At 44.1% G+C, this 22,574-nt stretch carries 27 protein-coding genes; 20 read left to right on the plus strand and 7 right to left on the minus strand.

Annotated features, from left to right (window positions below; genetic code table 11):
• The 11 genes from RV13_RS11435 to lpdA form a co-directional block, all read left to right on the plus strand.
• The coding region (locus RV13_RS11435; protein WP_143142292.1) for a PTS sugar transporter subunit IIA at positions 1 to 646 on the plus strand (646 nt) is incomplete at its 5' end.
• A complete protein-coding gene (locus tag RV13_RS11440) occupies positions 639 to 1,103 on the plus strand; it encodes a PTS sugar transporter subunit IIA (protein ID WP_010747337.1) in 465 nt (154 codons plus the stop codon). The genes RV13_RS11435 and RV13_RS11440, both read left to right, overlap by 8 nt.
• 21 nt (positions 1,104 to 1,124) lie before the next feature.
• Positions 1,125 to 2,537, plus strand: coding sequence for a PTS galactitol transporter subunit IIC (locus RV13_RS11445; protein WP_010747336.1), 1,413 nt, complete (start codon positions 1,125 to 1,127; stop codon positions 2,535 to 2,537).
• Positions 2,530 to 2,808 carry a PTS sugar transporter subunit IIB gene (locus RV13_RS11450; protein WP_060789394.1) on the plus strand — a complete coding sequence of 93 codons (279 nt, stop codon included), beginning with the start codon at positions 2,530 to 2,532 and terminating at the stop codon, positions 2,806 to 2,808. The genes RV13_RS11445 and RV13_RS11450 overlap by 8 nt, the downstream gene beginning before the upstream one ends.
• 98 nt (positions 2,809 to 2,906) lie before the next feature.
• Positions 2,907 to 3,644 carry an SDR family NAD(P)-dependent oxidoreductase gene (locus RV13_RS11455; RefSeq protein WP_010747334.1) on the plus strand — a complete coding sequence of 246 codons (738 nt, stop codon included), beginning with the start codon at positions 2,907 to 2,909 and terminating at the stop codon, positions 3,642 to 3,644.
• 10 nt (positions 3,645 to 3,654) lie between these two features.
• Positions 3,655 to 3,927, plus strand: coding sequence for a PTS sugar transporter subunit IIB (locus RV13_RS11460; protein ID WP_010747333.1), 273 nt, complete (start codon positions 3,655 to 3,657; stop codon positions 3,925 to 3,927).
• A 637-nt stretch (positions 3,928 to 4,564) separates the two neighbouring features.
• Positions 4,565 to 5,521, plus strand: coding sequence for a sugar-binding transcriptional regulator (locus RV13_RS11465; protein WP_010747332.1), 957 nt, complete (start codon positions 4,565 to 4,567; stop codon positions 5,519 to 5,521).
• A 16-nt stretch (positions 5,522 to 5,537) separates the two neighbouring features.
• On the plus strand, positions 5,538 to 6,542 hold the full coding sequence (locus RV13_RS11470) for a thiamine pyrophosphate-dependent dehydrogenase E1 component subunit alpha (RefSeq protein ID WP_010747331.1): 1,005 nt from the start codon (positions 5,538 to 5,540) through the stop codon (positions 6,540 to 6,542).
• 22 nt (positions 6,543 to 6,564) lie between these two features.
• A complete protein-coding gene (locus RV13_RS11475; protein ID WP_010747330.1) occupies positions 6,565 to 7,542 on the plus strand; it encodes an alpha-ketoacid dehydrogenase subunit beta in 978 nt (325 codons plus the stop codon).
• A 12-nt stretch (positions 7,543 to 7,554) separates the two neighbouring features.
• Positions 7,555 to 8,769 carry a dihydrolipoamide acetyltransferase family protein gene (locus RV13_RS11480; RefSeq protein WP_060789395.1) on the plus strand — a complete coding sequence of 405 codons (1,215 nt, stop codon included), beginning with the start codon at positions 7,555 to 7,557 and terminating at the stop codon, positions 8,767 to 8,769.
• A gap of 12 nt (positions 8,770 to 8,781) precedes the next feature.
• On the plus strand, positions 8,782 to 10,173 hold the full coding sequence (lpdA, locus tag RV13_RS11485; RefSeq protein WP_010747328.1) for a dihydrolipoyl dehydrogenase: 1,392 nt from the start codon (positions 8,782 to 8,784) through the stop codon (positions 10,171 to 10,173).
• A 42-nt stretch (positions 10,174 to 10,215) separates the two neighbouring features.
• Here the strand turns inward: lpdA and proC are convergent, their stop codons facing one another.
• Complete coding sequence (gene proC / locus RV13_RS11490) at positions 10,216 to 11,028, minus strand: pyrroline-5-carboxylate reductase (RefSeq protein WP_010747327.1); 813 nt, start codon at positions 11,026 to 11,028, stop codon at positions 10,216 to 10,218.
• Between the two features lie 178 nt (positions 11,029 to 11,206).
• Here proC and RV13_RS11495 point away from each other — a divergent pair, with 178 nt between their 5' ends.
• The 7 genes from RV13_RS11495 to arr all read left to right on the plus strand — a co-directional run bounded on the left by RV13_RS11495 (position 11,207) and on the right by arr (position 16,472).
• Positions 11,207 to 12,160, plus strand: a complete 954-nt coding sequence (locus tag RV13_RS11495; protein ID WP_010747326.1) for a helix-turn-helix domain-containing protein — start codon at positions 11,207 to 11,209, stop codon at positions 12,158 to 12,160.
• Positions 12,160 to 12,468, plus strand: a complete 309-nt coding sequence (locus tag RV13_RS11500) for a hypothetical protein (RefSeq protein ID WP_010747325.1) — start codon at positions 12,160 to 12,162, stop codon at positions 12,466 to 12,468. Before RV13_RS11495 ends, RV13_RS11500 begins: the two co-directional genes overlap by 1 nt.
• 74 nt (positions 12,469 to 12,542) lie before the next feature.
• Positions 12,543 to 12,893, plus strand: coding sequence for an iron chaperone (locus RV13_RS11505; RefSeq protein WP_010747324.1), 351 nt, complete (start codon positions 12,543 to 12,545; stop codon positions 12,891 to 12,893).
• Positions 12,886 to 13,251 carry a VOC family protein gene (locus RV13_RS11510; protein ID WP_010747323.1) on the plus strand — a complete coding sequence of 122 codons (366 nt, stop codon included), beginning with the start codon at positions 12,886 to 12,888 and terminating at the stop codon, positions 13,249 to 13,251. The genes RV13_RS11505 and RV13_RS11510 overlap by 8 nt, the downstream gene beginning before the upstream one ends.
• A gap of 188 nt (positions 13,252 to 13,439) precedes the next feature.
• Positions 13,440 to 14,330, plus strand: coding sequence for a sulfite exporter TauE/SafE family protein (locus RV13_RS11515; RefSeq protein ID WP_010747322.1), 891 nt, complete (start codon positions 13,440 to 13,442; stop codon positions 14,328 to 14,330).
• Positions 14,331 to 14,421: 91 nt separating this feature from the next.
• A complete protein-coding gene (locus tag RV13_RS11520) occupies positions 14,422 to 15,996 on the plus strand; it encodes a hypothetical protein (protein WP_231371733.1) in 1,575 nt (524 codons plus the stop codon).
• Between the two features lie 65 nt (positions 15,997 to 16,061).
• Positions 16,062 to 16,472, plus strand: coding sequence for an NAD(+)--rifampin ADP-ribosyltransferase (arr, locus tag RV13_RS11525; RefSeq protein WP_010747320.1), 411 nt, complete (start codon positions 16,062 to 16,064; stop codon positions 16,470 to 16,472).
• A gap of 37 nt (positions 16,473 to 16,509) precedes the next feature.
• On the opposite strand, the gene RV13_RS11530 is transcribed toward arr, so the two are convergent.
• The 6 genes from RV13_RS11530 to RV13_RS11555 all read right to left on the minus strand — a co-directional run bounded on the left by RV13_RS11530 (position 16,510) and on the right by RV13_RS11555 (position 21,179).
• Positions 16,510 to 17,478: a siderophore ABC transporter substrate-binding protein gene (locus RV13_RS11530; RefSeq protein WP_010747319.1), complete on the minus strand. Its 969-nt coding sequence runs from the start codon at positions 17,476 to 17,478 to the stop codon at positions 16,510 to 16,512.
• Positions 17,479 to 17,542: 64 nt separating this feature from the next.
• Positions 17,543 to 18,301, minus strand: a complete 759-nt coding sequence (locus RV13_RS11535) for an iron ABC transporter ATP-binding protein (RefSeq protein ID WP_010747318.1) — start codon at positions 18,299 to 18,301, stop codon at positions 17,543 to 17,545.
• A complete protein-coding gene (locus RV13_RS11540) occupies positions 18,298 to 19,266 on the minus strand; it encodes an iron chelate uptake ABC transporter family permease subunit (RefSeq protein WP_010747317.1) in 969 nt (322 codons plus the stop codon). The genes RV13_RS11535 and RV13_RS11540 overlap by 4 nt, the downstream gene beginning before the upstream one ends.
• A complete protein-coding gene (locus RV13_RS11545) occupies positions 19,263 to 20,210 on the minus strand; it encodes an ABC transporter permease (protein WP_028020408.1) in 948 nt (315 codons plus the stop codon). The genes RV13_RS11540 and RV13_RS11545 overlap by 4 nt, the downstream gene beginning before the upstream one ends.
• Before the next feature lie 267 nt (positions 20,211 to 20,477).
• Positions 20,478 to 20,678 (minus strand): DUF4177 domain-containing protein, encoded by a 201-nt coding sequence (locus tag RV13_RS11550; protein WP_010747315.1) that lies wholly within the window; start codon positions 20,676 to 20,678, stop codon positions 20,478 to 20,480.
• 135 nt (positions 20,679 to 20,813) lie between these two features.
• Positions 20,814 to 21,179, minus strand: a complete 366-nt coding sequence (locus tag RV13_RS11555; protein ID WP_010747314.1) for a MerR family transcriptional regulator — start codon at positions 21,177 to 21,179, stop codon at positions 20,814 to 20,816.
• Positions 21,180 to 21,277: 98 nt separating this feature from the next.
• On the opposite strand from RV13_RS11555, the gene RV13_RS11560 reads away from it, so the two are divergent.
• Both RV13_RS11560 and RV13_RS11565 read left to right on the plus strand, forming a co-directional pair.
• On the plus strand, positions 21,278 to 21,655 hold the full coding sequence (locus tag RV13_RS11560; protein ID WP_010747313.1) for a carboxymuconolactone decarboxylase family protein: 378 nt from the start codon (positions 21,278 to 21,280) through the stop codon (positions 21,653 to 21,655).
• A 107-nt stretch (positions 21,656 to 21,762) separates the two neighbouring features.
• Positions 21,763 to 22,530 (plus strand): SDR family NAD(P)-dependent oxidoreductase, encoded by a 768-nt coding sequence (locus RV13_RS11565; RefSeq protein ID WP_010747312.1) that lies wholly within the window; start codon positions 21,763 to 21,765, stop codon positions 22,528 to 22,530.
• Positions 22,531 to 22,574 lie beyond the last annotated feature (44 nt).

A 22,574-nucleotide genomic window follows, 5' to 3' on the forward strand; every position in this document is an offset into this window, starting at 1 on the left:
AAAAGCGAATTATGAAATTAGCTCAATTACTAAAGAAGAGGCGATGATTGAAGATTTTCTACCGATAATTCAGAAATACATGGATGACGGTGAGTATCAAAACTTCTTAAGCGATATTGAATCCTTCAATCGTCTAAACGAACGACTAGCCGAGGAAACACAGGAAATCAACCGATTGACTGCGATCCTGACGGTTGAGCGGATCAAACTGGATCAAAGCTGTGATAGCTGGCAATCAGCAGTGGAGGCGGCAGGGCAGCTCTTGCTGGCAGATGAACTAATCACATCGGAATACATCCAGGCGATGATTCAAATGGTCGTTGATTATGATTCCTACATTGTAATCTCACCAGGAGTGGCCATTCCCCATGCGGAATTCTCACATGGAGCCAAAAAAATTGGCGCAAGCTTTGTCCGTTTAGCAGAGCCAGTTTCCTTTAACCATCAGAAAAACGATCCAGTGAAGTATGTTATTGCCTTTTCTTTACCTGAAGGGGTTTCAATCGGCACCTGTTTGTATTATTTTACAGAAATTTTAGCAACCGAAAATTTTTTAGCGTTGATGGATCAATGTCAATCGGAAGAAGCGGTCATGAATCAGTTAAGAAAATTAGAAGATAAAGTGATGGGATATCCTTATGAATAAACTATTGAGAAAAGAAGATCAGAAATTTTTGTATTATTCCTTCGATGAAGAGGACCAAGAGGCACTATTAAGAGAAATGAGCGGAGTGCTGATCGATGCCGGCTTTGTCCATGAGAGCTACTCAGAGGCGGTAATTGAACGAGAACAGGTTTTTCCTACAGGACTACCCACGCAGGGAATCAATGTGGCGATCCCTCATACGGATTCTGACCATGTAAAAAAGGAAGGGTTCTTGGTAGGCGTGTTGGAAAAGCCCGTAACCTTTGAAATGATGGCCAGCAAAGATGTTTTTTTAGAAGTAGAACTTATTTTTATGCTGGCGATCAAACAGCCAGAAAATCAATTGGAAATGCTGCAAAAATTAATGCTGCTATGTCAGGATGAGAAAAACTTACAGTTGCTTAAGTCAAAAGAGAAGGTTGTTGAGGTGGAGCAGTTATTGAAGACGATTCAATAATGGAAACAAGGAGGAGAAAAAATGTTAGATATACTTAAAGCAGGTGTGAACTATATATTGGACCTTGGAGCAGCTGCGATGCTGCCGATCATTTTGACCGTCTTTGGGGTTGTTTTAGGTCAAAAGCTGAGTAAATCTTTTCGAGCTGGTTTAACCGTCGGGATTGGTTTCACTGGATTGAATCTAGTAATTGGGTTGCTTTCGGATTCGATCGGAGCATCCTCTCAAGCGATGATTGAACGTTTAGGTTTGCAATTGGATATCTTGGATGTTGGTTGGCCGATCGGAGCAGCGATCACCTTCGCCACACCAATCGCAGTAATTTTGATTCCGGTAATCTTTATTTTTAATATGATCCTGCTGCGATTTAATCAAACCAAAACGATGGACGTGGATCTTTGGAACTATTGGCATTTGATTTTCCCGGGAGCAATGATTTATTATGCGACCGATTCGATTTGGATCGCGATTGTTTGTGCCTTGATCAATTCCTTTGTCATTTTCAAATTAGCCGATTGGACGGCACCAGCAGTCGAGCATTTCTTTGGCTTGCCGGGCATCTCCTTACCCCACGGGGAGACGGTAAACTTTGCGCCGTTGACCTATGCGTTGAACCGTGTATGGGATAAGATTCCAGGCATCAATAAAATCGATATTAACGCGAAGAACTTGAAGGAACGTTTAGGGATCTTTGGTGAACCGATGATGATCGGTTTGGTACTAGGGGTCGGAATGGGCTTGCTGGCAGGCTACGACTCTCAAGCAATTATCCAATTGGGTGTGCAAACTTCAGCGGTAATGATCTTAATGCCGAGAATGGTGGCTTTATTGATGGAAGGGCTATCACCGATTGCTGAAGGGGCTAAAACCTTTATTCAAAAACGTTTCCCAGGAAAAGAAGTGTACATTGGTTTAGATGCGGCAGTTGTAACAGCCCATCCGGCAATTATCACTGTAGCACTATTGATGGTACCAATCACGATCTTATTAGCGGCAATTCTGCCATTCAATCGCTTATTACCTTTCGCTGATTTAGCGGTATTGCCTTTCACGGTCATCTGGTCAGTCGCAGCATCCAAAGGAAATATTTTCAGAGGATTGCTAAATTCAATCGCATCCATTTGTATCGTCTTCTTTATCGCAACGAATTTAGGGGCATTGACGACCACAATGGCACATGCAGTGGGCTTTGCTTTTCCTGAAGGGGCAACGATGATTTCAGGGATTGATATGAGCAGCCACATCACCCTATGGATCATGCTGAAGCTGATTGATCCATCGAATCTTCCGGCGTTCATGGCAGGGGCCATCGCGCTAGTTATGTACGGAGCATTGTGGTTCTGGACACGAAATGATATTAAGAAGCATTATGGATTGCCAACAGGAAAAGACGATCCAAATAATACGGTTAAGGGAGCTGAGATGAATGAATAAAAAACATATCCTTATTGCCTGCGGAACAGGTGTAGCTACATCAACGGTGGTGTGCATGCGGGTAAAAGAAGAGCTGGAAAAGAACAATATTCCGGCAACAGTGGAACAGTGCAAGGTAGCCGAGCTGCCTTCAAAAATACAAGGAGCGGATTTGGTTGTTACGACGACGGCTTATGAGAGCGAGAACATCCCTGTTATTCGTGCCTTGTCCCTTTTAACAGGTGTTGGAATTGAAGCAGATGTACAGAAAATTATTGATATTTTAAGTTAGACAATGCGCGCTTTTTTTCCTGAATAAATAGGAAAAGAAGCGCGTATCTAACGAAAGGCATATGTTCGAACATATAAAATAGAGATAGGAGCGAACCCATGAAAGGAAAAGTTGCGGTAATCACTGGCGGGGCAAAAGGAATCGGCAAAGCGATTGCTCAAAAGTTTGCGGAAGCGGGTGCGTACACAGTGATTTTAGATTTTGACCAAGTGAACGGGGAGCAATCAGCGGCGGAATTTTCTCAGTCCTTTTCGGAGTCCTTGTTTATCCAAACCGATGTCTCAAATCCAGAGTCGCTGCAGCGGGCAAGCGAGCAGGTTTTTGAACATTTTCATCAAGTGGATATTTTGGTGATCAACGCGGGGATCAGCTATCTACATTCCATAGATGAAATCTCGATCGAAGAATGGCAGCGTGTCCTGCATATTAATTTGGACGGCTCCTTCTATACCTTGAAGGCTTTTTATGATTATTTTGTCGATGACGTAGGAAAAGTCATTTTTATCACCTCTGGATCAGCTATTACGGGCACAGGTGGCGGGATGCACTATGCTTCCTCAAAGGCAGGACAACACGGTTTAATGCGAGCGGCGTCAAAAGAGCTTGGACCAAGAGGGATCAACGTCAACGCGATTGCACCGCGAGTCATTCAGACCGATATTTTAGATACGCTTTATCCAGATGCAGCTAGTCGAGAAGAGCTGGTGAAGAAAATTCCGCTTCGGCGGATCGGTCAGCCAGAAGACATTGCGAATCTAGCGCTGTTTTTGGCAAGTCCTGAAAGTTCGTATATTCATGGACAAATTATGTTAGCTGATGGTGGAAGAACTTATTAAAGGAGCGCTTATGAAAAAAATTTTAGTTGTTACAGGTACCTCCGACAATAAACGGAACTTTGCCGTGAACTATATTGCGGAGTTTATGAAGAAAAAAGAAGTAGAGGCAGAGGTTGTTGGAGAAAGTATTTATGATGTAACGGAGGTAGCCGAAGATATTTCTGCGATTGTAGCTATTGGACAGCCGCAATTCACGACGGATCTGCCGATCATTGACGGCACCCCCTTTATTACGAAATTCAACATGGATACATGCTGCCAGCAATTGCTTGAAAAGCTCTAACGTGGCGACCCTTATAGTGTGAAGTCGATTAATGAGCCGAGTGTTGAGGAAGCAATGAAAAGCTGTTCTTTCATGATTAATGATGAAAAAAGGATGACTATAAACAGAGGCACAGATTTATTATGATGGAGATGAGAAATAGGGCAGAATCAGAGGCTCAGCGAGGATGTACCTTTTTGTTTTTAAGCTGAGTAAGTTGTTCTTTCACTATGGAGATACTAAAGGACTCTAGGAACGAATAGAAGAAACATTCTCCTGCATTTATCGAGTACCATAAAGCATTTGGAAAAATCATAGTGAAAATCAACCTTATTGGTCCTTTCGCGAGAACGCAATAATACATGGTTTTTACTATGATCTTTTTATTCAAAAGTCAGTAAACCCAAAAGAATGTGAAGAGCTGTGACATATGTTACGAAAACCGCGTCGTTGGAACATTTTGTAAAGATGAGATTGTGAAAAAAATCATTTGATGAAAGCGTTGACACTAAGAGGCAAGGCTCTTATGATGAGTGTGTAACATATGTTAAATATAAGAACATATGATAATAATGAGTCTAAATTAAGAAAGAGTTCCTTTATACAGGTTCTCTTTTTCAAAAAGAAGCTCATTGGCACGAACTAGGAGGGAATAAAAATGAGTTATTCCGACGATGCCCGATTGTTAACCGAGATTGCTTCCATGTATTACGAAGAGGGAGCAAAGCAATCAGATGTGGCGAAAAAATTTAATATTAGTCGTTCGCTGGTATCCAAGTATTTAGCAAAGGCACGTTCCTTAGGTCTGGTAGAGATTATCATTCATGACGATCTTGTCCATCCCTATCGCATGTTAGAAGAGAAATTGATTGAAAAATTTGGATTGACGGAGGTCATTTGTATCGCGCCAGCCGCAGCTGAAATGCTGAACAAACGGATCGGGATCGCCGCTGGAAAATACCTGTCACGCGTTTTAAAAGGCGATGAAACCATTGGCGTTTCCGCGGGGATGGTCGTTCACGAAGCGGCTCAAAACTTTTTGCCGAAAAACCAAATGGAAAATATTCGATTTATTCCGTTAGTAGGCGGATTGGGACAAGAGCATACGGCGTTGCAGGCAAATGTGGTCTGTGAAATTTTTGCCCGCAAGAGCGGCGGCTCAGTATTGGAGCTGCATGCACCAATCACCGTTGATTCGGCTGAAGCCAAAAAGGTGTTTATGGCACAATCCTTTATCAAGAACGTTTTTGACAAAGGAAAGAAGGCGGATGTCGCATTAGTGGGAATTGGCGGATTGCCCGCGTATTCCACGATGACTAAAGCCTACCTGCCGAATGAAGAAGTACCACTAAGAAAGGAATTGTCTGCTGGCAATGTGTCAGGAGATATTTGTTACAACTTTATTGATGAGGAGGGCGAGTTAACAGATTGCACTTGGAATGATCGGGTCTTAGCCATCAGCCTGTCGGAATTAAAGCAGATTCCCAAACGGATTGGCGTATCTGGCGGCAAAGAAAAAGTCAGCGGGATAAGAGCAGCGTTAAAGGGGAAATTAGTCAATGTTTTGATTACCGATGAAGAGACAGCTAAAACGTTATTAGATGAAGATAAATAAAAATGGAGGCGCATAAATGATGACAGCAACGAAAAACATCTCGATTCCGAATCGAGCAGGTTTGACGGACGAGGATTTGGTAGAGCTTTATCGCAGAATGTGGGAAATTCGTTTCTTTGACGAGAAGGTGGACCAGCTATTTGCCAAAGGATTGATTCACGGAACCACTCACTTGGCAGTGGGACAGGAAGCGACAGCCGCAGGTAGCGGAGCAGTTTTAAGAAAGACCGACTGGATCACTGCAACGCACCGCGGACATGGACAAACAATTGCTAAAGGGACAAATATCAATGAAATGATGGCAGAGTTGTTTGGACGTACAACGGGAACGAACAATGGGAAAGGTGGCTCAATGCACATTGCGGATCTGGATACGGGAAATCTCGGCGCAAATGGGATTGTAGGCGGCGGCTTCCCGATCGCTACAGGTGCGGCACTGACGTCAAAATTGAAAAAAAATGACACGGTTGCTTTAGCGTATGCCGGGGATGGTTCAACAAATGAGGGCAGCTTCCATGAATCCTTGAATCTGGCTTCCATTTGGGCATTGCCTGTCGTCTTCTTTATTGAAAACAATCAATACGGAATGAGCGGACCGTTTAAAACAATGATGAACGTTGAGCGTTTGTCTGAACGAGCAAAAGCGTATGGAATCGAAGGAATTACTATCGAAGGAAATGACGTGATCGAAGTCATTAATACTACCTATGACGCGGTTGAAAAAGCGCGTCGCGGAGAAGGCCCAACCCTTATTGAGGCGATGACTTATCGCTGGAAAGGCCATTCGAAATCTGATGCGAAGAAATATCGTACGAAGGAAGAGGAAGAAGATTGGCGTAAGAATCGCGATCCAATCAAATTGGCTCGTGAAAAATTCGTAGCGGCGGGGATCTTCACGGAAGAGGAAGCAGAGGAAATTCGCTTAGCAGCGAAACAGGCGATTGAAGATGCGGTAACCTTCGCGGAAGAAAGCCCAATGCCGGCGATTGAAAGCATGTACGAAGACGTTTATTCAGACTAGAGAGAATTAGGAGGAGCAAATAATGAGAGAAATCACGTACGCGGAAGCGGTCAGAGAAGCAATGTCTGAAGCGATGCGAGAAGATGAAGATATTTTCATGTTAGGTGAAGACATCGGTGTTTATGGTGGCGCTTTCGGTGTGAGTCGGGGTATGGTGGAAGAATTTGGTGAGGAACGGGTGCGTTCAACACCGATCTCTGAATCAGTGATCGCGGGAGCGGCTGTAGGTTCGGCGATGACAGGAATGCGTCCGATTTTTGAAATTCAATTTTCAGACTTCATTACGATCGCATTAGATCAAATCGTCAATCAAGCAGCAAAAATCCGCTACATGTACGGTGGAAAAGCGAAAATTCCATTGGTGATGCGCACACCAGGCGGTTCGGGAACAGGCGCGGCGGCGCAGCACTCGCAAAGCTTAGAAAACTGGACAGCCCACGTCCCTGGATTGAAGGTTATCCAACCAGCGACGGCTTATGATGCGAAAGGTTTGCTGCATGCAGCGATCGAAGACAATAACCCAGTCATGTTTTATGAACACAAGCTTTGCTACCGGACGAGTTCAGATGTACCGGAAGGAAAATACACGATTCCAATCGGAGTCGCAGATATCAAACGAGAAGGAACCGACATTTCAGTTGTAGCGACTGGAATTATGGTTCACAAAGCCATGGAAGCCGCAGATATTTTAGCGGAGGAAGGCATTCAAATCGAAGTGGTTGATCCACGGACGCTGGTACCGCTAGATAAACAGGCAATTATTGATTCTGTTGTTAAAACAGGAAAAGCTGTTGTTGTGACTGAAGCAGTAAAACGCAGCGGATTCAGTGCTGAGCTGGCAAGCGTGATCGCAGAAGAGGAATGCTTCGACTTCTTAGATGCACCGATTGTCCGTTTAGCCGGTAAAGAAATCCCGATGCCGTATCATCCAGAGCTTGAGAAGAAAGCGGTTCCTCAAGTGGAGGATATTGTTGAAGCTTGTCGTGGATTGATGGCGTAGGGGGGATAAAAAATGGCGAATGAAGTATTGATGCCGAAGTTAAGTTCCACGATGGATGTCGGAACGATCACGACTTGGCTAAAAAATGAAGGCGATTCCGTGGAAATCGGTGAGGCGATTTTTGAAGTAATGACGGATAAAATCGCGATCGAAGTGGAAGCCTATGATGAAGGTATTTTACTCAAAAAATATATCGGCGACGGAGATAGCGCACTGGTGAATTCCGTGATCGCCTACATTGGTGAAGCTGGGGAAGACGTTCCCGCGGAAATGCCGGGAGCAGAAACAGAAGCAGCGGAAGAAGCACCAGCTGAGGAAACGACAGCAACTGCTGAACCTGCTAAAGAAACAACCGTTGCGACAACGAAAGTTCGGGCAACACCAGCGGCTCGACGCATCGCACGAGAAAAAGGAATTGATCTGCAGCAAGTTCAAGGAACGGGTCCAAAAGGGCGCATTCAAGCTTTAGATGTGAAGCAATATCAAGAAAAACCAGTTGCAGCCGCGCCAGCACAAAAAGCTGCAGAAGGCGAACTGATTCCTTGGAGCGGGATGCGTAAAGCCATTGCCGACAAGATGTCAGAAAGCAAGCACACGATTCCTCACGTGACCATGAATGCGGAAGTTGATTTAACAAAAGTGATCGAGCTGCGGAAGCAATTATTACCGATGGTGGAAGAACGCACCGACGAGCGGTTATCCTTCTTAGAAATTATCGCAAAAGCCGCGATGGTCGCGCTAAAAGCGTATCCTGAATTTAATGCTAATGCCTATGAGGATGGCATCCGACGGTTCGAGCATGTCAATCTTGGTGTTGCAGTGGCAGTCGCTGATGGCTTAGTCGTTCCTGTTGTGGAACAAGCGGATCAGAAGGGGTTAAGTGATCTGACCGCAGCTGTAAAAGCGGTGACGAAAAAAGCGCGTGACGGGCAATTGATGCCGGCAGAAATGAGTGGCGGGACCTTTACGATCAGTTCATTAGGCCGCAGTAAGGTTCAAACCTTCAATCCAATTATCAATTTGCCGGAAGTGGCAATTCTAGGTGTTGGCGGCAGCTATGACAAATTAGTTGTTGAGAATACACCAGAAGGACCGCAGGTTGCGACGATCACGGCGTTGAACTTATGTCTGTCCTTTGATCATCGAGTTGCTGATGGCGCACCGGCCGCGGCATTCTTAAGTATGATTGTTGACCTGTTGGAAAATCCAATGAGCTTGTTGCTGTAGAGGGGGCTGAACATGACGAAAAAGACAGATACAGTCGTAATCGGCGCAGGACCTGGCGGTTATGTAGCGGCCATTCGTGCAGCACAATTAGGACAAAAGGTAACAGTGGTAGAAGCTGAACATATTGGCGGTGTCTGCTTGAATGTAGGATGTATCCCATCCAAAGCATTGATTACAGCAGGACACCGTTATCAAGAAGCCCAGCACTCTGACTTTTTAGGTTTGAGTGTGAAGGAGGCAACCTTAGATTTTGCCAAGACGCAGCAATGGAAGGATCAGCAGGTCGTCAAAACGCTGACCTCTGGTGTTGGAATGCTTTTAAAGAAAAATGGTGCGGACGTGATTATGGGCAAGGCAGCCTTTACTGGTCCGCAAAGCTTAACGATCACCACAAAAAAAGGGGAAGAAAAGCTGGAATTCAAACATGCGATCGTCGCAACCGGCAGCCGGCCAATCGAGATTCCTGGTTTTGCTTTTGGCGGACGGGTATTGGACTCTACTGGCGGCTTGAATTTAAAGGAAATACCGAAGAAGCTGGTAATTATCGGCGGGGGAATCGTTGGCTCAGAGCTTGGCGGCGCCTATCGCAATCTGGGTTCAGAGGTCACGATCATTGAAGGCAGTCCGAATATCCTGCCGAATTTTGAAGCGGATATTCAAAAGCTGGTTGCTCAGCGCTTTAAACAAAACGGCGTGTCTATTTTCACAGACGCAAAAGCGAAGAAAGCGACAGAGACAGCAAATGGCGTAGCGGTTGAATTTGAGGTCAAAGGCAAGACTCAAACCATCGAAGCAGATTATGTGATGGTCACAGTCGGGCGCAGACCCAATACGGAAAGTCTAGGTTTGGAAAAAGCCGGCGTTAGACTGACTGAACGAAACTTGGTTAAAGTAGATGAGCAATACCGGACCTCTCAGAAAACGATTTTTGCCATTGGTGACATTGTGGAAGGTCTGGCCCTGGCCCACAAAGCCAGCTATGAAGCGAAGGTTGCGGCTGAAGTGATTGGCGGGAAAAATGTGGCGAAGGATTATCGCGCGATTCCAGCAATCTGCTTCACCGACCCGGAAGTGGCAACAGTTGGCTATACCTTGGCAGAAGCAAAGGCGGAAGGGATCAAAGCCAAGACAGCGAATTTCCCAATGCAGGCCAACGGACGTGCCTTGTCGTTGAATGCTACGGAAGGGTTTGTTCGATTAGTCTTTGAGGAAGAGACCGAGCTGGTTCTAGGCGCTCAAATCGTTGGTGTGAACGCCAGTGATCTAGTGGCTGAGATCACTCTGGCGATCGAATCCTATCTCACATTAGAGGATATTTCTCTAACGATTCATGGACATCCGACACTTTCAGAAATGGTGATGGATGCGTGTGAAGTCGGACTAGGATTGCCGATTCATATGTAAAAAGAAGGACTGCCAAGCAATCGGCGGTCCTTCTTTTTCATGCTATTTTTTACCTAATTCCTCATCTTTACGAATTGTCGCGTCAATCCCTTTAATCACCGTTGAGATAAAGGCGTTGTCTTCTAACTCTACGATCCCGGCAACCGTTGTTCCACCAGGTGAACTTACCCGATCAATTAAAGTCCATGGGTTTTCATCGCTGTTGGCTAAGGTTTGTGCGCTGCCTAAAATTGCTTGGGTCGCCATTTCTAATGCTAGATCTTTCGGCAAGCCATTTTTCACGGCTGCACGAGCGATGGAGTCGATAAATAGGAATGTATACGCAGGAGAGCTGCCGGCGATTGCTGTGAAGATAGAAAAATATTTCTCTTCTAGTGGCCAGGCTTTTCCGACGGCGTTGAATAGATCAATGATTACTGCCACGTCTTCTTTGGTAGCGCTGGTGTTTCCACAAACAGCGGCCGCACCTTCACCCACCATCGCGTTCATATTCGGCATGACGCGGACAATTCGAATCGGCTGATCTGTTTCAAAGACTTCATAGATAGCTTCGGTACTTGTTCCAGCCGCGATGGAAACAATCAAAGGATCATTTTGCAGAATGGCGTCTTTCGCTTCCAACAAGACTCCTTTAATGACATTGGGTTTTACTGCCAAAATCAAGGTATCGACGGTTTTAATGACTTCCTGAGGATCTTTCAAGGCATGGGCGCCCACTTTATCCGCAAAAGCCTGTACCTTTTCGGTTGAGATATCATATAAATAAATATCCTCAGGCTTGCTGAATCCCTTTTGAACAATGCCTTCTACGATTGCAGATGCCATATTCCCGGCACCAATAAAACCAATTTTCATACTGATTCCTCCTAATTTCTATTTCTATAGGTCTGCTTAATTTTGAGCAAAGTGTTTCAATCAAATGTTTAATTGTTAAAAAGATGGTACAATCACTAAAGAGATTATATGCTGAAGGGACTTTATTTAAAATAGTTTAGATAAAGAAGAAAGTGTTCGATTCTAAGGTTGTGGGGAAATGGATGTAACGACAGAGCAGTATGTCAGCTTTTATCAATTTTTGAAAACGTTGGATTGTTACTTGGGTGATGATGGTCAAATGGTCGGGGAGGTACAGCGTTTTGCTGCTAATCCGCGGCGGGAGATCGCAGCCTTTGTAACGAAAGAAACGTCTGATCGAATAGAGGTTCCTGCTGATTTTATTCGCATATTGTATGTAATGAAGGGAACGGTGGCCGTTCAAATCAAGGATACGGAGCAGGTGCTGGATGCTGGCGGTCTAGTCATAGCCAATGCTGTAACCAGCCTTTCTTATCGCGGCAACTTCGAGGCTGAAGTGATTGCCTTTTATTTTAAGCGAAGCTACTTTAACGAATCGTTGTTAAGTCAATTTTTAGAAGAGCCGTTGCTTTACCGCTTTTTTGTAGAGGCATTGAGTGACGAGTTTAACGGAATTCCACGTTTTCTAGTCTATGATTTTGCGACGATCACAGACGTTCATTTTTACGCGCTGCTTCTTTTAAAGCAGGTGGTAAAAATGGCGTACTTCAATAATAAGGTGACCAAATCGGCATTTGTTCTTTTGATCGTGGAGATCAGTCAGGCCGCTCCTGAACGGTTGATCGCGAAGGATAGCGTTGTCTCTAATGGTCAGCTGACGGAAGAAATATTAGCGTATATCGATGCTCGCTTGGAGCAGGTAACCTTGGAAGAGGTCGCACAAAAGTTTCATTTCCATCCCAATTATTTATCCAACTTATTAAAGGAAAAGACGGGTCATTCATATACGGAAATTGTCTTAGTGAAAAGAATTGAGCGCTGCAAGAGCTATTTGGAGCAGACCGATCTGACCATCCAGACAATCGTTGAGCGTCTAGGATATAAGGACAAGGCCTTTTTCTACAAACGGTTCAAGCAGATTGAGGGCGTCACGCCACGACAGTATCGAAAAATGCGAGAGGAAGAAAACTAATGTATGAAGAGATTTTTGCTGAGGTTCATTTAACAGTCGTTGAACAACCGATTGAATGGGTGGGGGAGCTGCCGCTTTATCGGGGGCATCTCAAGGAATTGCCTTTTATCACTGGGGAAGGTCCATCTAAAAAAGCAATGTATCGCCAGTTGGCGGAACAATATCAGGAATATGTCGCGTTGAATCAAATGGAGGATAAGGAGGAGGAGATGACCTCTTCACTATTAACAGCGGATCAGTTATTGAAATATTACGATGGCGAAACCTTCGACGGCTTTTCATTGAGCGATTTATTGAAAGATGAATAGAAACAGAGCAAGTTTGTATACCTTTTCAATACTTTTCGATAGACTGAATGCAACACGATGAAGGAGTGAAACTTATGTCACCGATCGAAGAATATATAAATGACGCGGAGCAGGAGCAGCAGCCGATGCTAAAAGACATCTATCAGCTGATTAAAGAGCTGCTTCCAGCAGAAACGACCGAAAAGCTTTCCTATGGGATGCCAACATTTTATTTGAAGGAAAATCTCGTTCATTTTGGCGCAATGAAAAAGCATCTGGGTTTTTATCCAACGCCTAGCGCGATGACCGCTTTTGCGGACCAGCTATCTGATTACAAAACCTCAAAAGGCGCCTTGCAGATTCCCTATACACAGGAGCTGCCGAAAAAGTTGATCAAAGACATGGTTCGCTTTCGTTTGCAGGAGATGGTGGAGAAAAATGCTTAAGGAAATAGAGATCATGCTGTATGTCAATGATGTAGCAGGCTCAGCGGCCTTTTGGCAGGAGGGGTTAGAAGGAAGAATCATTTCTCAGCAAACAATGCCGGATGATTCCTTGCAGGTGACGGTGGAATTGTTCGATTCAGTACATCTAGTATTGTTCGATCGCGGATTTATCGAACGATATTCTCCAGAAGTCGTCGATAATGTTCCATCACTGCTTATGAAGGTATCGGATCTGGACGCTTACCATAAACGATTGCAAAAATTAGGGACAACGGTGAATCCGATTGTCCAACAGGGCGAAAAACGGCAGTTTAATTTCGCTGATCCTGAGAACCATTATTTTGTTTTGAGTGAATAACCTTCATGAATTGAGGGTTATTTTTTTGTATTGCGCGATTTCTGCCAGCTACTCATAGAATCCTCTATTGTTTATAGGACGAATATCATCAAACTGTTAGGTGATTTAAGTCAAAATCCTTGTGAATTGTTGTATTATCTTAAAAGGAAAAAGAGCTTTCATTGATTATTTTTTTAGAGGAGAGAACTATGGTACAAATTTTGTTGGGACTGTTAGGTGTCCTATTGGTTTATTATCTGTTTTATTTTATTCGCGATTTGATCGCTGAACGTGGCAATTGGGGCGGCGGAAATATGGTTGTTTCCGGTGTGATCGGTTTTATCACGGATGCGATGGATACGCTGGGAATCGGCAGTTTTGCGCCGACGACAATGCTGCTGGAGATGACAAAGCAGCTGGACAACGACCGTCAATTACCAGGAACCTTGAACGTTTCTCATACTGTTCCGGTTATTATTGAAGCATTTATTTTTATTACCGTTGTAAAAGTAGCGCCGCTGACGTTATTCTCATTAGTTATCGCGGCAATCGTTGGGTCTTACATTGGTTCGAAAACAGTCAGCAAGCTGCCTGAGAAAAAAGTGCAATTCTATATGGGAATCGCTTTGATTGTTACAGCCGCGTTGATGGCGTTGAAACAATTAGGGATGCTTGATCTATTAGGAACAGGCAATCATTTAACTGGCTTGACGGGTGTGAAATTGATCATCGGGATTGTCGGCAACTTCATTTTAGGTGCCTTGATGACGATTGGTGTTGGCTTATACGCGCCGTGTATGGCATTGGTGTATATGCTGGGATTAAGTCCGCTAGTGGCCTTTCCAATTATGATGGCTTCTTGTGCAGGATTAATGCCTGTGGCGGGGACAAACTTTATCAAATCTGGTGATTATTCGCGCAAAGTAAGCTTAGGGATCACGATCGGGGGAATCATCGGTGTGATTATCGCGACCCGTTTTGTTACAGGATTGAACATGACGGTGTTGACATGGATCGTCATCGTAGTTGTCCTCTATTCAGGCTTTACCTATATCCGAAAAGGAATGCATGAAGTAACAGGCACGTTGAAAAAGTCTTAGAGAGCAATCTCTAGGACTTTTTTTAAGATAGTGGGAACGGTCTATTCACCTGCTTGTTTTTAGCGGATAATAAGTGAAACGAGTTTATCAGATGGGAGAATTTATGGATCAGGAATTATTAATCATCGATTTGCTTTCGGCAGGCGAGGCGATCTATAAGCGTGTTCGAAAAAATCGACAGCGAAACTTGCGCACAGCATTTTTGTTTTTAATTGCTGCTTCGGTAGTATTTTTCGGAATCGGTACCTTTGTCTATCAGCGATTGGAAATGCGTGTCTACTCGATCGACAGCGGCTATTGGCTGCGGGGATTTTATCATTTTTCATTAGTGCTGGGAATCCTCAGTGTCATCGCGGTAGTGACCTTCTTTATACTGAATGGGATTCAAGAGGTCCGACTGCGGCAATCCTTTCAACGTTTTTTAGCACACCATGTTAAGAGGGCGGCCAAGTATCCGATTGTTTATCAGGATCGCGAAGCCTATTACTTAGCGGAAGAGGCAGGAAAACCGACATTGCGGTTAGAAAAGCCGGAATGTCTTGAATTGACCACGACATTTGACGGCGCGAAGGTCTTCTTAGGTGAACGGCAAGAGTTCTGGGGATTTTCCGTGATTCAATTATTTGTCCTGAATGAGGAACCGCCACGACTGCCTGTCCATTTTCCTAAAACACAGGGAATGAATCGAAAAGGATCTTTCCTATTGATTAGCGTGCTCTTTTTTGCGGGAGCAGGAGTGTTTGCTTACGATGGAATGACACGGCATCAAATGCTTTATGGCGGAACTGATGAGCCGAGGCATTCAACTGTTACCAATTCCAGCGAAGCGGCTCCGCTAACGAGTGAAGATTTACTGACGCAGCAAGGCGCGGCACCGACTAAAAAAACCAGCCAGACCAATCAATTGGATTTGAATGAACAGACCCAGGAATTGTACCTGACGACGGATGGCGGCAGCGCATGGTCATTTGTCCCATTAAAACCAGAATGGCTCCGTTCAGGCAGCTATTTGCTGACTAGCGGGGAGATTCCCATGGGGTATTGGATGGATAAGACGTACAATGTCTCGTCGGATTTCTCTTGGTTTATCTATTCGGAGAACGAAAAGGAATTGTATTTCTTATTCTCCAAGGACAATGGCAAGACGTGGCAGAAATCACTTGTCTCAGAAAATGCGCAACGAATGCGTTATCGCAAGGCACAATTTTTCGCGGACGGCAGTGGCGTACTCGTTTATTCGAATGCGTCGCCGGAGGTCTCTTCTGAAGGCTTGGAAATCTACCAAACCAATGATTTCGGCAAGACATGGTCTAGAAGCAACGGCACGACCATCAGTCAACCGGTCCAAAATGTCAGCTTTGTGAATCCGGCTTTAGGCTTTGTTTCAACAAGAGAAAAATTATATTACACCAATAATAGCGGCAGCTCCTTCAAGGAGGCGATCGTAACCATTCCCGCGGAGTATCAAACTGGCGGGCTGGATCTGTTCCAATCGCCAAATGAGGTGACACAGGTCGGTACCAATCAATTGGAGACGAAATTCTATTTATTGAAAATGAAGGGAATCGACCAAGGCAAGATTTTCGCTTGTCTCTATCGTTCTTCCGACAATGGCGAGACCTGGCAATTTGCGGAGCAGCTGTCGCAGGTTCAGCCGACAGAATAGTTTACAGGCAACGCTTTTATTGCTACACTGTTCCGTTACAGGAAAAATGAAGATGGAGTGATTTGATGGAAAAACGATTGGACAAGGGCCCTTTTTATCACGGAACCAAAGCGGATCTAAAGATAGGTGAGTTGATCACAGCAGGAAAGAACTCCAATTACGGCAAACAAGTCAAAGCAAATTTTGTCTATTTTACCGGAACAATGGAGGCGGCAATCTGGGGCGCTGAATTGGCGCTGGGTGAGACTCGGCAACGAATTTATCAAGTAGAGCCGACAGGCGAATTTGAAAATGATCCGAATCTGACGGATAAAAAATTTCCGGGAAATCCGACACGCTCCTATCGAACGCAGCAGCCGTTGAAAATTGTCGGCGAGGTTGCGGAATGGTCTGGTCATTCCCCTGAACAATTGAAAGCAATGATGGCTCACGTAGAGAACATGAAGCAGCAAGGAATTGAAGCAATCAATGAATAGCAATAAAAAAAGCCTTGATCTCAAGGCTTTTTTGCTGCTATTCAAAGACTTTATTGACGTCCTCTAGCATCATTTTGACTGATTCCAGACCGCCGCCGCTTAGGTACCATACGTCTGGCTGTAAAGAAATCACTTTTTTATTTTTGCCGGCAGTTGTTTGAGCGACGAGTTCGTTATCAGCGACATTATTGTTGCTGTCGTCACCACCGATTGCTTTTGTACGGTCAACGACGAATAGTACATCTGGATTTTTATCTAACACATATTCGTAAGAAACACTTTGACCATGGGTAGAAGCTTTGATAGCATCATCGGCTTGTGCAAATCCAAAGGTATCGTAAACAATGCCGAAGCGAGAATCTTTTCCGTAAGCTGAAAGCTGCCCTTCATTTACTAAAACGGTCAAGGCCTTGTCTTTGCTCTCTTCAGCTTTTGTTTTGGTTTCTTTTATACTGGTTTCTAATTCAGCTAATTGTTCTTTGGCTGCTTTTTCTTTGCCGAAGATTTTTCCTAGCGTCTCCACGTTCTGCTTGATAGAGTTCCAGGTATCGGAAGTGTCTACCGCCAGATACATCGTTGGGGCGATTTCCTTCAGTTGATCTAAAAAGTCGCTTTGACGACCAGAAATGATGATCAAGTCCGGTTTCATTTGATTGATTTTTTCTAGATCGGGTTCCTTGATTCCGCCAGCAGAGTCCACTTTTTTGTAGTCCGCTAAATATTCAGGCAAGTTGTCCGTAGCTGCGCCTACCACCTTATCGCCGACACCTAGAGCATCCAAGGTATCCAACGAGCCATTATCGAAAACAACGACCTTCTCAGGGTTCTTTGGTACAGTCACTTTGCCATTCGAATCTTGAACCTCCATCGTCTTTGCCTCTTTGACTGTACTACTTGTCGCTGCTTTGTCGGTAGAAGCACTGGTACTTTCACCGTTCGTTGAGCCGCAGCCCGCCAAACCTGCCCCTAGCAACACCAAAGATAAGCCAACTATATATTTTTTCATTCCTTCTTCCTCCTAATTTATCGTTAAAAAACTCAAGGTTGATGAGTTTGATACCTAAAAATGTTTAATTAAAATACATACAGAAGCGTTTGCCATCTAGCTCGCAGATTTTGATCTCCATATCGTATAGGGCATTCAAAATCTGTGGCTGGATCATCTCCTCCATCGTTCCGTGGGCAAAAATTTCGCCCGCCTTCATCGCAACGATCTCATCGGCATAGGTCGCCGCAAAGTTAATGTCATGGATCACCAATAAAATGGTCTTGTGTTCTTCTTCTACTAAGCGACGCAAGGTTTTCATCAGCTGTACCGCATGACTCATGTCTAAGTTATTCAAAGGTTCATCTAATAAAATGTATTCCGTATCTTGGGCTAGAATCATCGCGATATAGGCCCGCTGTAATTGTCCGCCAGATAACGTATCAATTTTTTCCTCCGCCATTTCCACTAGCCCTAGTTTTTCTAAGGCGTAATCGATCATCTCCAGATCGTCTCTGGTTAGGCGGCCTTTTGAATAGGGGAAGCGGCCAAAGCCTACAAGCTCACGGACAGTGATCCGCAGATTGACGCCATTGCTTTGCTTTAGGATTGATAATTTTTGTGACAGCTCATTGGAACGCCAAGCCTTTACCTCATTGTGATCGAGATAGATTTGCCCGGCATCAATGGAGATCAACCGACTGATCATCGACAGCAGGGTACTTTTGCCAGCACCGTTTGGTCCGATAAAAGCCGTCAGCTTCTCTTCTTTAATGGGCAAACTCACTTCAGAGATGACTTTCTTCATCCCGTAATTCTTTGATACGTCATTTAGCTCGATCATTTTTGCCGTCTCCTCTCATAAATGATTTTCCAGATAAAATACAAGCCGCCGACAAATTGTGTCACCACACTGACTGTCGTCTTTAACTGGAAGACCTGTTCGACTAAAAATTGGCTGCCGATCAAAAAGATCATTCCTAGTAAAACGGCGGTAGGGAACAGATAGCTGTGGCGATAGGTGGGCATCAGCTGATAGCTGATGTTGGCGACAATAAAGCCTAAAAAGGTAATAGGGCCCACCAATGCCGTCGCGGTTCCAGTCAAGAGACTGACTAAAAATAAGATCAGAATTTGAAATTTGTTTAGTGAGATTCCTAGATTGGTCGCTTGATCTCCCCCTAAATGCAAGACATCCAGGTAACGATTGGCAGCAAATAAAAGGAGGGACCCTAGGATAATGATGCCAGCCGCCAAGCCTAAATGCGTCGTATTGATATTTCCAAAGCTGGCAAAGAGCCGTCCCTGCAACAGATCGTATTCATTGGGGTCCATCATGACCTGTAAAAAATTGCTGGTGCTGCTGAATAAGGTTCCAAAGATCATCCCCAGCATCAGTAGGATGAATAGATCGTTTTGCTGCCGCTTCAGCAAGACCTTCGCTAGCAGCAAGCTCAACAGCGCCATCAAAAGAATACTGATCAAAAAGGTGGAGGTCTGCTCCTGCGACAGCATGTTGACTCCGCCGATAATGAAAAACAGCAAGGTTTGAATCAACACGTATAAGGAATCCAGGCCCAAAATATTTGGGGTTAAAAATTGATTTTGTGTCATAGTTTGAAAGCTGATGGTCGCCATTCCTGTCGCCAGGGCAACAAGTAAAAAGGCCGCCACTTTTTTCCCTCGCAGCATCCATGCAAACTGAAAGTTCCCATAGGTGTTATATGTCAGATAAAGACCGCACAAGAGCAGAACGATCAGGACAAGACTAGCTAAAAGCAGCTCCTTTTTTGGCAGAGATCGTTTCATGCACGTCTCCTCCTAACCAATAGATAAATAAATATCAGACTACCTAAAATCCCTACTGTTAGACTGACAGGCACTTCATAGGGGGCGATGACGATGCGGGAAATAATATCGCAGGCCATTAAAAACAAACTGCCGCTCAACGCGGTAATCCATAGATTTTGCTTTACATGATCTCCATAGATCAGGGAAACGATATTTGGAACGATCACGCCTAAAAAAGGCACTGTCCCTACCATGATCAATACCAATCCGCTGGCGGCAGCGACCAAACCGATCCCAAGCATTTGCATCAACCGATAATTGACACCTAAATTAACCGCCACATCTTCACCTAAGCCAACAATTGTGAAGGAATAGGCAAATAGATAAATGATGAAAAATAAAGGAATCGTCAGATAGAGCAGCTCATAGCTGCCTTTGGCGACTAACGAAAAGTTTCCCTGCAGCCAGGAGGACATATTTTGGATCAGTTGAAACTGATAAGCAAAAAAGGTCGCGACAGAACCAACGATATTGCCGAACATCACACCCAGCAAAGGCAAAAATATTGGATCTTTATTTGGAAGCAGTCGGCTTAGTCCTAAAAAAATCAAGGTTCCGAGAAAAGCAAAAACAAAGGCGGCAAGCGTCCGAATACTGGTAGAGGCATTTGGCAGAAAAAGCATTACCAGTAAAATCCCCAATCGAGCACTATCCATCGTGCCCGCTGTTGTTGGTGAAACAAATTTATTTTGTGTGAGATGCTGCATAATCAGACCGCAAATACTCATCGTCGCGCCGGCTAAAAGCAAGCTGACGGTTCGCGGAACACGCGTAGTGGCTAGGATCAGCCATTGCTCAGAATCGCCTCGAAGCAACCCCTGCAGCATCAACTCTTTGACTCCGATAAATAAAGAGAGAGCGCTTAACAAAAGTAGACCAAGTATAATTCCTTTTCTTTTCAAGAACTCACCCCTTAGATAAGTGATAATGATTCTCATTCTCTCTGTTTATAAAGTTTAGGTGAAAAGCAAAACAAATGCAAGTTATTTTTTAAGAATAGTTGCTGTAAAAATAACTTAGTCAAGTACCGACAGGTCTCATTTTGCTGATTTCTGCAGGAGTCTTAACGAAGAGAGGAAGAAGGCGGTTTGTTTGAAGCAATTGTGTAAAACTGAATTTAGTCATAGAAAAAAAGACTAGGATTTTTCCCAGTCTTTAAGTCCAAGCTGCTATTTTTCTTTTCTAAATGTTACGAGGATCGCGCTTCTTGTCGCAATCACATTCGGCATATAAGAATGGGTAACAAATTCCCATCCTTCTGCTGATCGAGTATTGATTAGATCATCTAACCGATCCAGATCTTCCACACTTGCACTATCCTTAAACCATTTTATCGATGTTTCCAATACTTCGCTTTTGTATACCCACATAATTAAATGCCTCCTTTTCTTCCATTATAAAATAAAAGAACAATGAGAAGAAAAATCGAAAGTATTGTTTCAAAAGAAGCGCTGGGAACGAAAGTGAGACTATTTTCGTCGCTGATAAGAAACTATAGTTTCCTATCAGCGGTCTCTGTCTGCCAGCATTTCTTTATAAGTCTTTTGTTTCTCTTCTAAAAAGGTCAGATGCTGCTCAATTTTTCTTTTTTCCGTTAGCAGGCGATTCCTTTGGGTAGCCAGAAGCTTCATACGCTTTTCGATGGTTTGATCGCCTTGGCTGCGCAACTGAGAATATTTTTTGATCGACTCCAAATCCATCCCGGTATGTTTTAGGCGGTGAATGAAGCGCAGCCACTCGACATCGGCCTCACTGTATTCACGATAGCCGCTTTTATTTTTGGCGGGAGCACTGATTCCCAGTTCCTCATAGTAACGTAGTGTCGGCACACTGAAGCCGATCATTTTCGACACCTCACTGATTTTATACATCTGTTCTCTCCTTCGTTCGATTTTTTTTACTTAATCCCTTGCTATAAAGTCCACTTGATAGTTTATAGTACTTTACCATAAGGGAGGCGAAAGCTGCTATGTATGATAAAAGATTGGAACAAGGAATGAAAAATTTGAAGGCGATCGATGGTGAGGCTGGGGAACGTGTCATCCAGACGCTGGAAGGGATCGCCCCAGATGTTGGCCGCTACATTTTGGAATTTGCCTTTGGGGATATTTATGAAAAAGATACTCTTTCCTTTAGAGAACGGGAGATCATCACCATTACAAGTCTGTTAACACAAGGCGACACGAAAAATCAATTGATCGTCCATATTAACGGGTCATTGAATGTCGGTATCACTAAAGAAGAAATCATCGAGGTTTTTACCCATTGTATTCCTTATGTTGGCTTTCCTAAGGTACTAAACGCGATTATGATTGCGAAGGAAGTTTTCGAAACCAGAAAGCTTTAATGAGTAAATCCGCTCTTTTTTAACAAGCTATTGACATTACCCTACCATCTTCGGTACCGTTAGGATAGCACTAATGAATGCGCTAACAAAAAGGAGGAGGTAAGGATATGTTTGATTTAAATGGAAAAGTAGCAGTAGTAACAGGTGCCAGCAGCGGGTTAGGTCGTGACGCGGCAATTGCGTATGCGGAAGCTGGCGCGGATGTGGTGTTATTAGCTAGACGCTTGGAAAGACTAGAAGAATTGGCGGAAGAAATCAAAAAGATGGGCCGTGATGTTCTAGCAATTAAGATGGATGTAACAGACGAAGCGAACGTCAAGGCTGGAATCCAACAAGCATTTGACCACTTTGGTCATCTGGATATTTTACTGAACAATGCGGGGATCGCAGTAGGCGGCGGTGTCGACTCCTTGACGGTAGAAGACTTCGACAAATCAATGGACGTTAACGTGAAGGGAATCTTCCTCGTTAGCAAGTATGTTGTTAAGCACATGATGGACAATAATTATGGACGAATCGTCAATGTTGCGTCCATAAACGCGATTATGGCGGATAAAGAGGACGTGTTCATTCGTCATTCATACAATGCTAGTAAAGCGGCAGTTTTAGGTTTGACTAAAGGAATGGCGGCCAGCTATGGGAAATACAATATCACAACCAATGCCATCGGACCAGGACTGTTTGAGTCTGAAATGACCGAAAATACCTTATTCAAATCCGATGACTTCTTAAATCTATATCAAGGCTTGAACCCAATGAGCCGTCCAGGCAAGCATGGTGAATTAAATGGAACAATCCTTTACTTCTCCAGCGATGCGTCAAGTTATACTAATGGTCAATTCATCGTTGTTGACGGCGGCATGTCGATCGTATAAGGAAAATAGTCGAAGCACTTTCTCAAATCGAGGAAGTGCTTTTT

Origin of the sequence: Enterococcus raffinosus, assembly GCF_001886185.1 — a bacterium.
GTDB classification, from domain to species: domain Bacteria; phylum Bacillota; class Bacilli; order Lactobacillales; family Enterococcaceae; genus Enterococcus_A; species Enterococcus_A raffinosus.

Coding starts and splice junctions, on each gene's coding strand:
- RV13_RS11465 (WP_010747332.1), top strand. CDS start 4,565: ATGAGTTATTCCGACGATGCCCGATTGTTAACCGAGATTGCTTCCATG.
- RV13_RS11535 (WP_010747318.1), bottom strand. CDS start 18,301: ATGATCGAGCTAAATGACGTATCAAAGAATTACGGGATGAAGAAAGTC.
- RV13_RS11515 (WP_010747322.1), top strand. CDS start 13,440: ATGGTACAAATTTTGTTGGGACTGTTAGGTGTCCTATTGGTTTATTAT.
- RV13_RS11500 (WP_010747325.1), top strand. CDS start 12,160: ATGTATGAAGAGATTTTTGCTGAGGTTCATTTAACAGTCGTTGAACAA.
- RV13_RS11510 (WP_010747323.1), top strand. CDS start 12,886: ATGCTTAAGGAAATAGAGATCATGCTGTATGTCAATGATGTAGCAGGC.
- RV13_RS11530 (WP_010747319.1), bottom strand. CDS start 17,478: ATGAAAAAATATATAGTTGGCTTATCTTTGGTGTTGCTAGGGGCAGGT.
- RV13_RS11460 (WP_010747333.1), top strand. CDS start 3,655: ATGAAAAAAATTTTAGTTGTTACAGGTACCTCCGACAATAAACGGAAC.
- arr (WP_010747320.1), top strand. CDS start 16,062: ATGGAAAAACGATTGGACAAGGGCCCTTTTTATCACGGAACCAAAGCG.
- RV13_RS11475 (WP_010747330.1), top strand. CDS start 6,565: ATGAGAGAAATCACGTACGCGGAAGCGGTCAGAGAAGCAATGTCTGAA.
- RV13_RS11470 (WP_010747331.1), top strand. CDS start 5,538: ATGATGACAGCAACGAAAAACATCTCGATTCCGAATCGAGCAGGTTTG.
- RV13_RS11560 (WP_010747313.1), top strand. CDS start 21,278: ATGTATGATAAAAGATTGGAACAAGGAATGAAAAATTTGAAGGCGATC.
- RV13_RS11440 (WP_010747337.1), top strand. CDS start 639: ATGAATAAACTATTGAGAAAAGAAGATCAGAAATTTTTGTATTATTCC.
- RV13_RS11480 (WP_060789395.1), top strand. CDS start 7,555: ATGGCGAATGAAGTATTGATGCCGAAGTTAAGTTCCACGATGGATGTC.
- RV13_RS11445 (WP_010747336.1), top strand. CDS start 1,125: ATGTTAGATATACTTAAAGCAGGTGTGAACTATATATTGGACCTTGGA.
- RV13_RS11520 (WP_231371733.1), top strand. CDS start 14,422: ATGGGAGAATTTATGGATCAGGAATTATTAATCATCGATTTGCTTTCG.
- RV13_RS11565 (WP_010747312.1), top strand. CDS start 21,763: ATGTTTGATTTAAATGGAAAAGTAGCAGTAGTAACAGGTGCCAGCAGC.
- RV13_RS11450 (WP_060789394.1), top strand. CDS start 2,530: ATGAATAAAAAACATATCCTTATTGCCTGCGGAACAGGTGTAGCTACA.
- RV13_RS11505 (WP_010747324.1), top strand. CDS start 12,543: ATGTCACCGATCGAAGAATATATAAATGACGCGGAGCAGGAGCAGCAG.
- RV13_RS11550 (WP_010747315.1), bottom strand. CDS start 20,678: ATGTGGGTATACAAAAGCGAAGTATTGGAAACATCGATAAAATGGTTT.
- RV13_RS11455 (WP_010747334.1), top strand. CDS start 2,907: ATGAAAGGAAAAGTTGCGGTAATCACTGGCGGGGCAAAAGGAATCGGC.
- RV13_RS11540 (WP_010747317.1), bottom strand. CDS start 19,266: ATGAAACGATCTCTGCCAAAAAAGGAGCTGCTTTTAGCTAGTCTTGTC.
- RV13_RS11555 (WP_010747314.1), bottom strand. CDS start 21,179: ATGTATAAAATCAGTGAGGTGTCGAAAATGATCGGCTTCAGTGTGCCG.
- proC (WP_010747327.1), bottom strand. CDS start 11,028: ATGAAAATTGGTTTTATTGGTGCCGGGAATATGGCATCTGCAATCGTA.
- RV13_RS11495 (WP_010747326.1), top strand. CDS start 11,207: ATGGATGTAACGACAGAGCAGTATGTCAGCTTTTATCAATTTTTGAAA.
- lpdA (WP_010747328.1), top strand. CDS start 8,782: ATGACGAAAAAGACAGATACAGTCGTAATCGGCGCAGGACCTGGCGGT.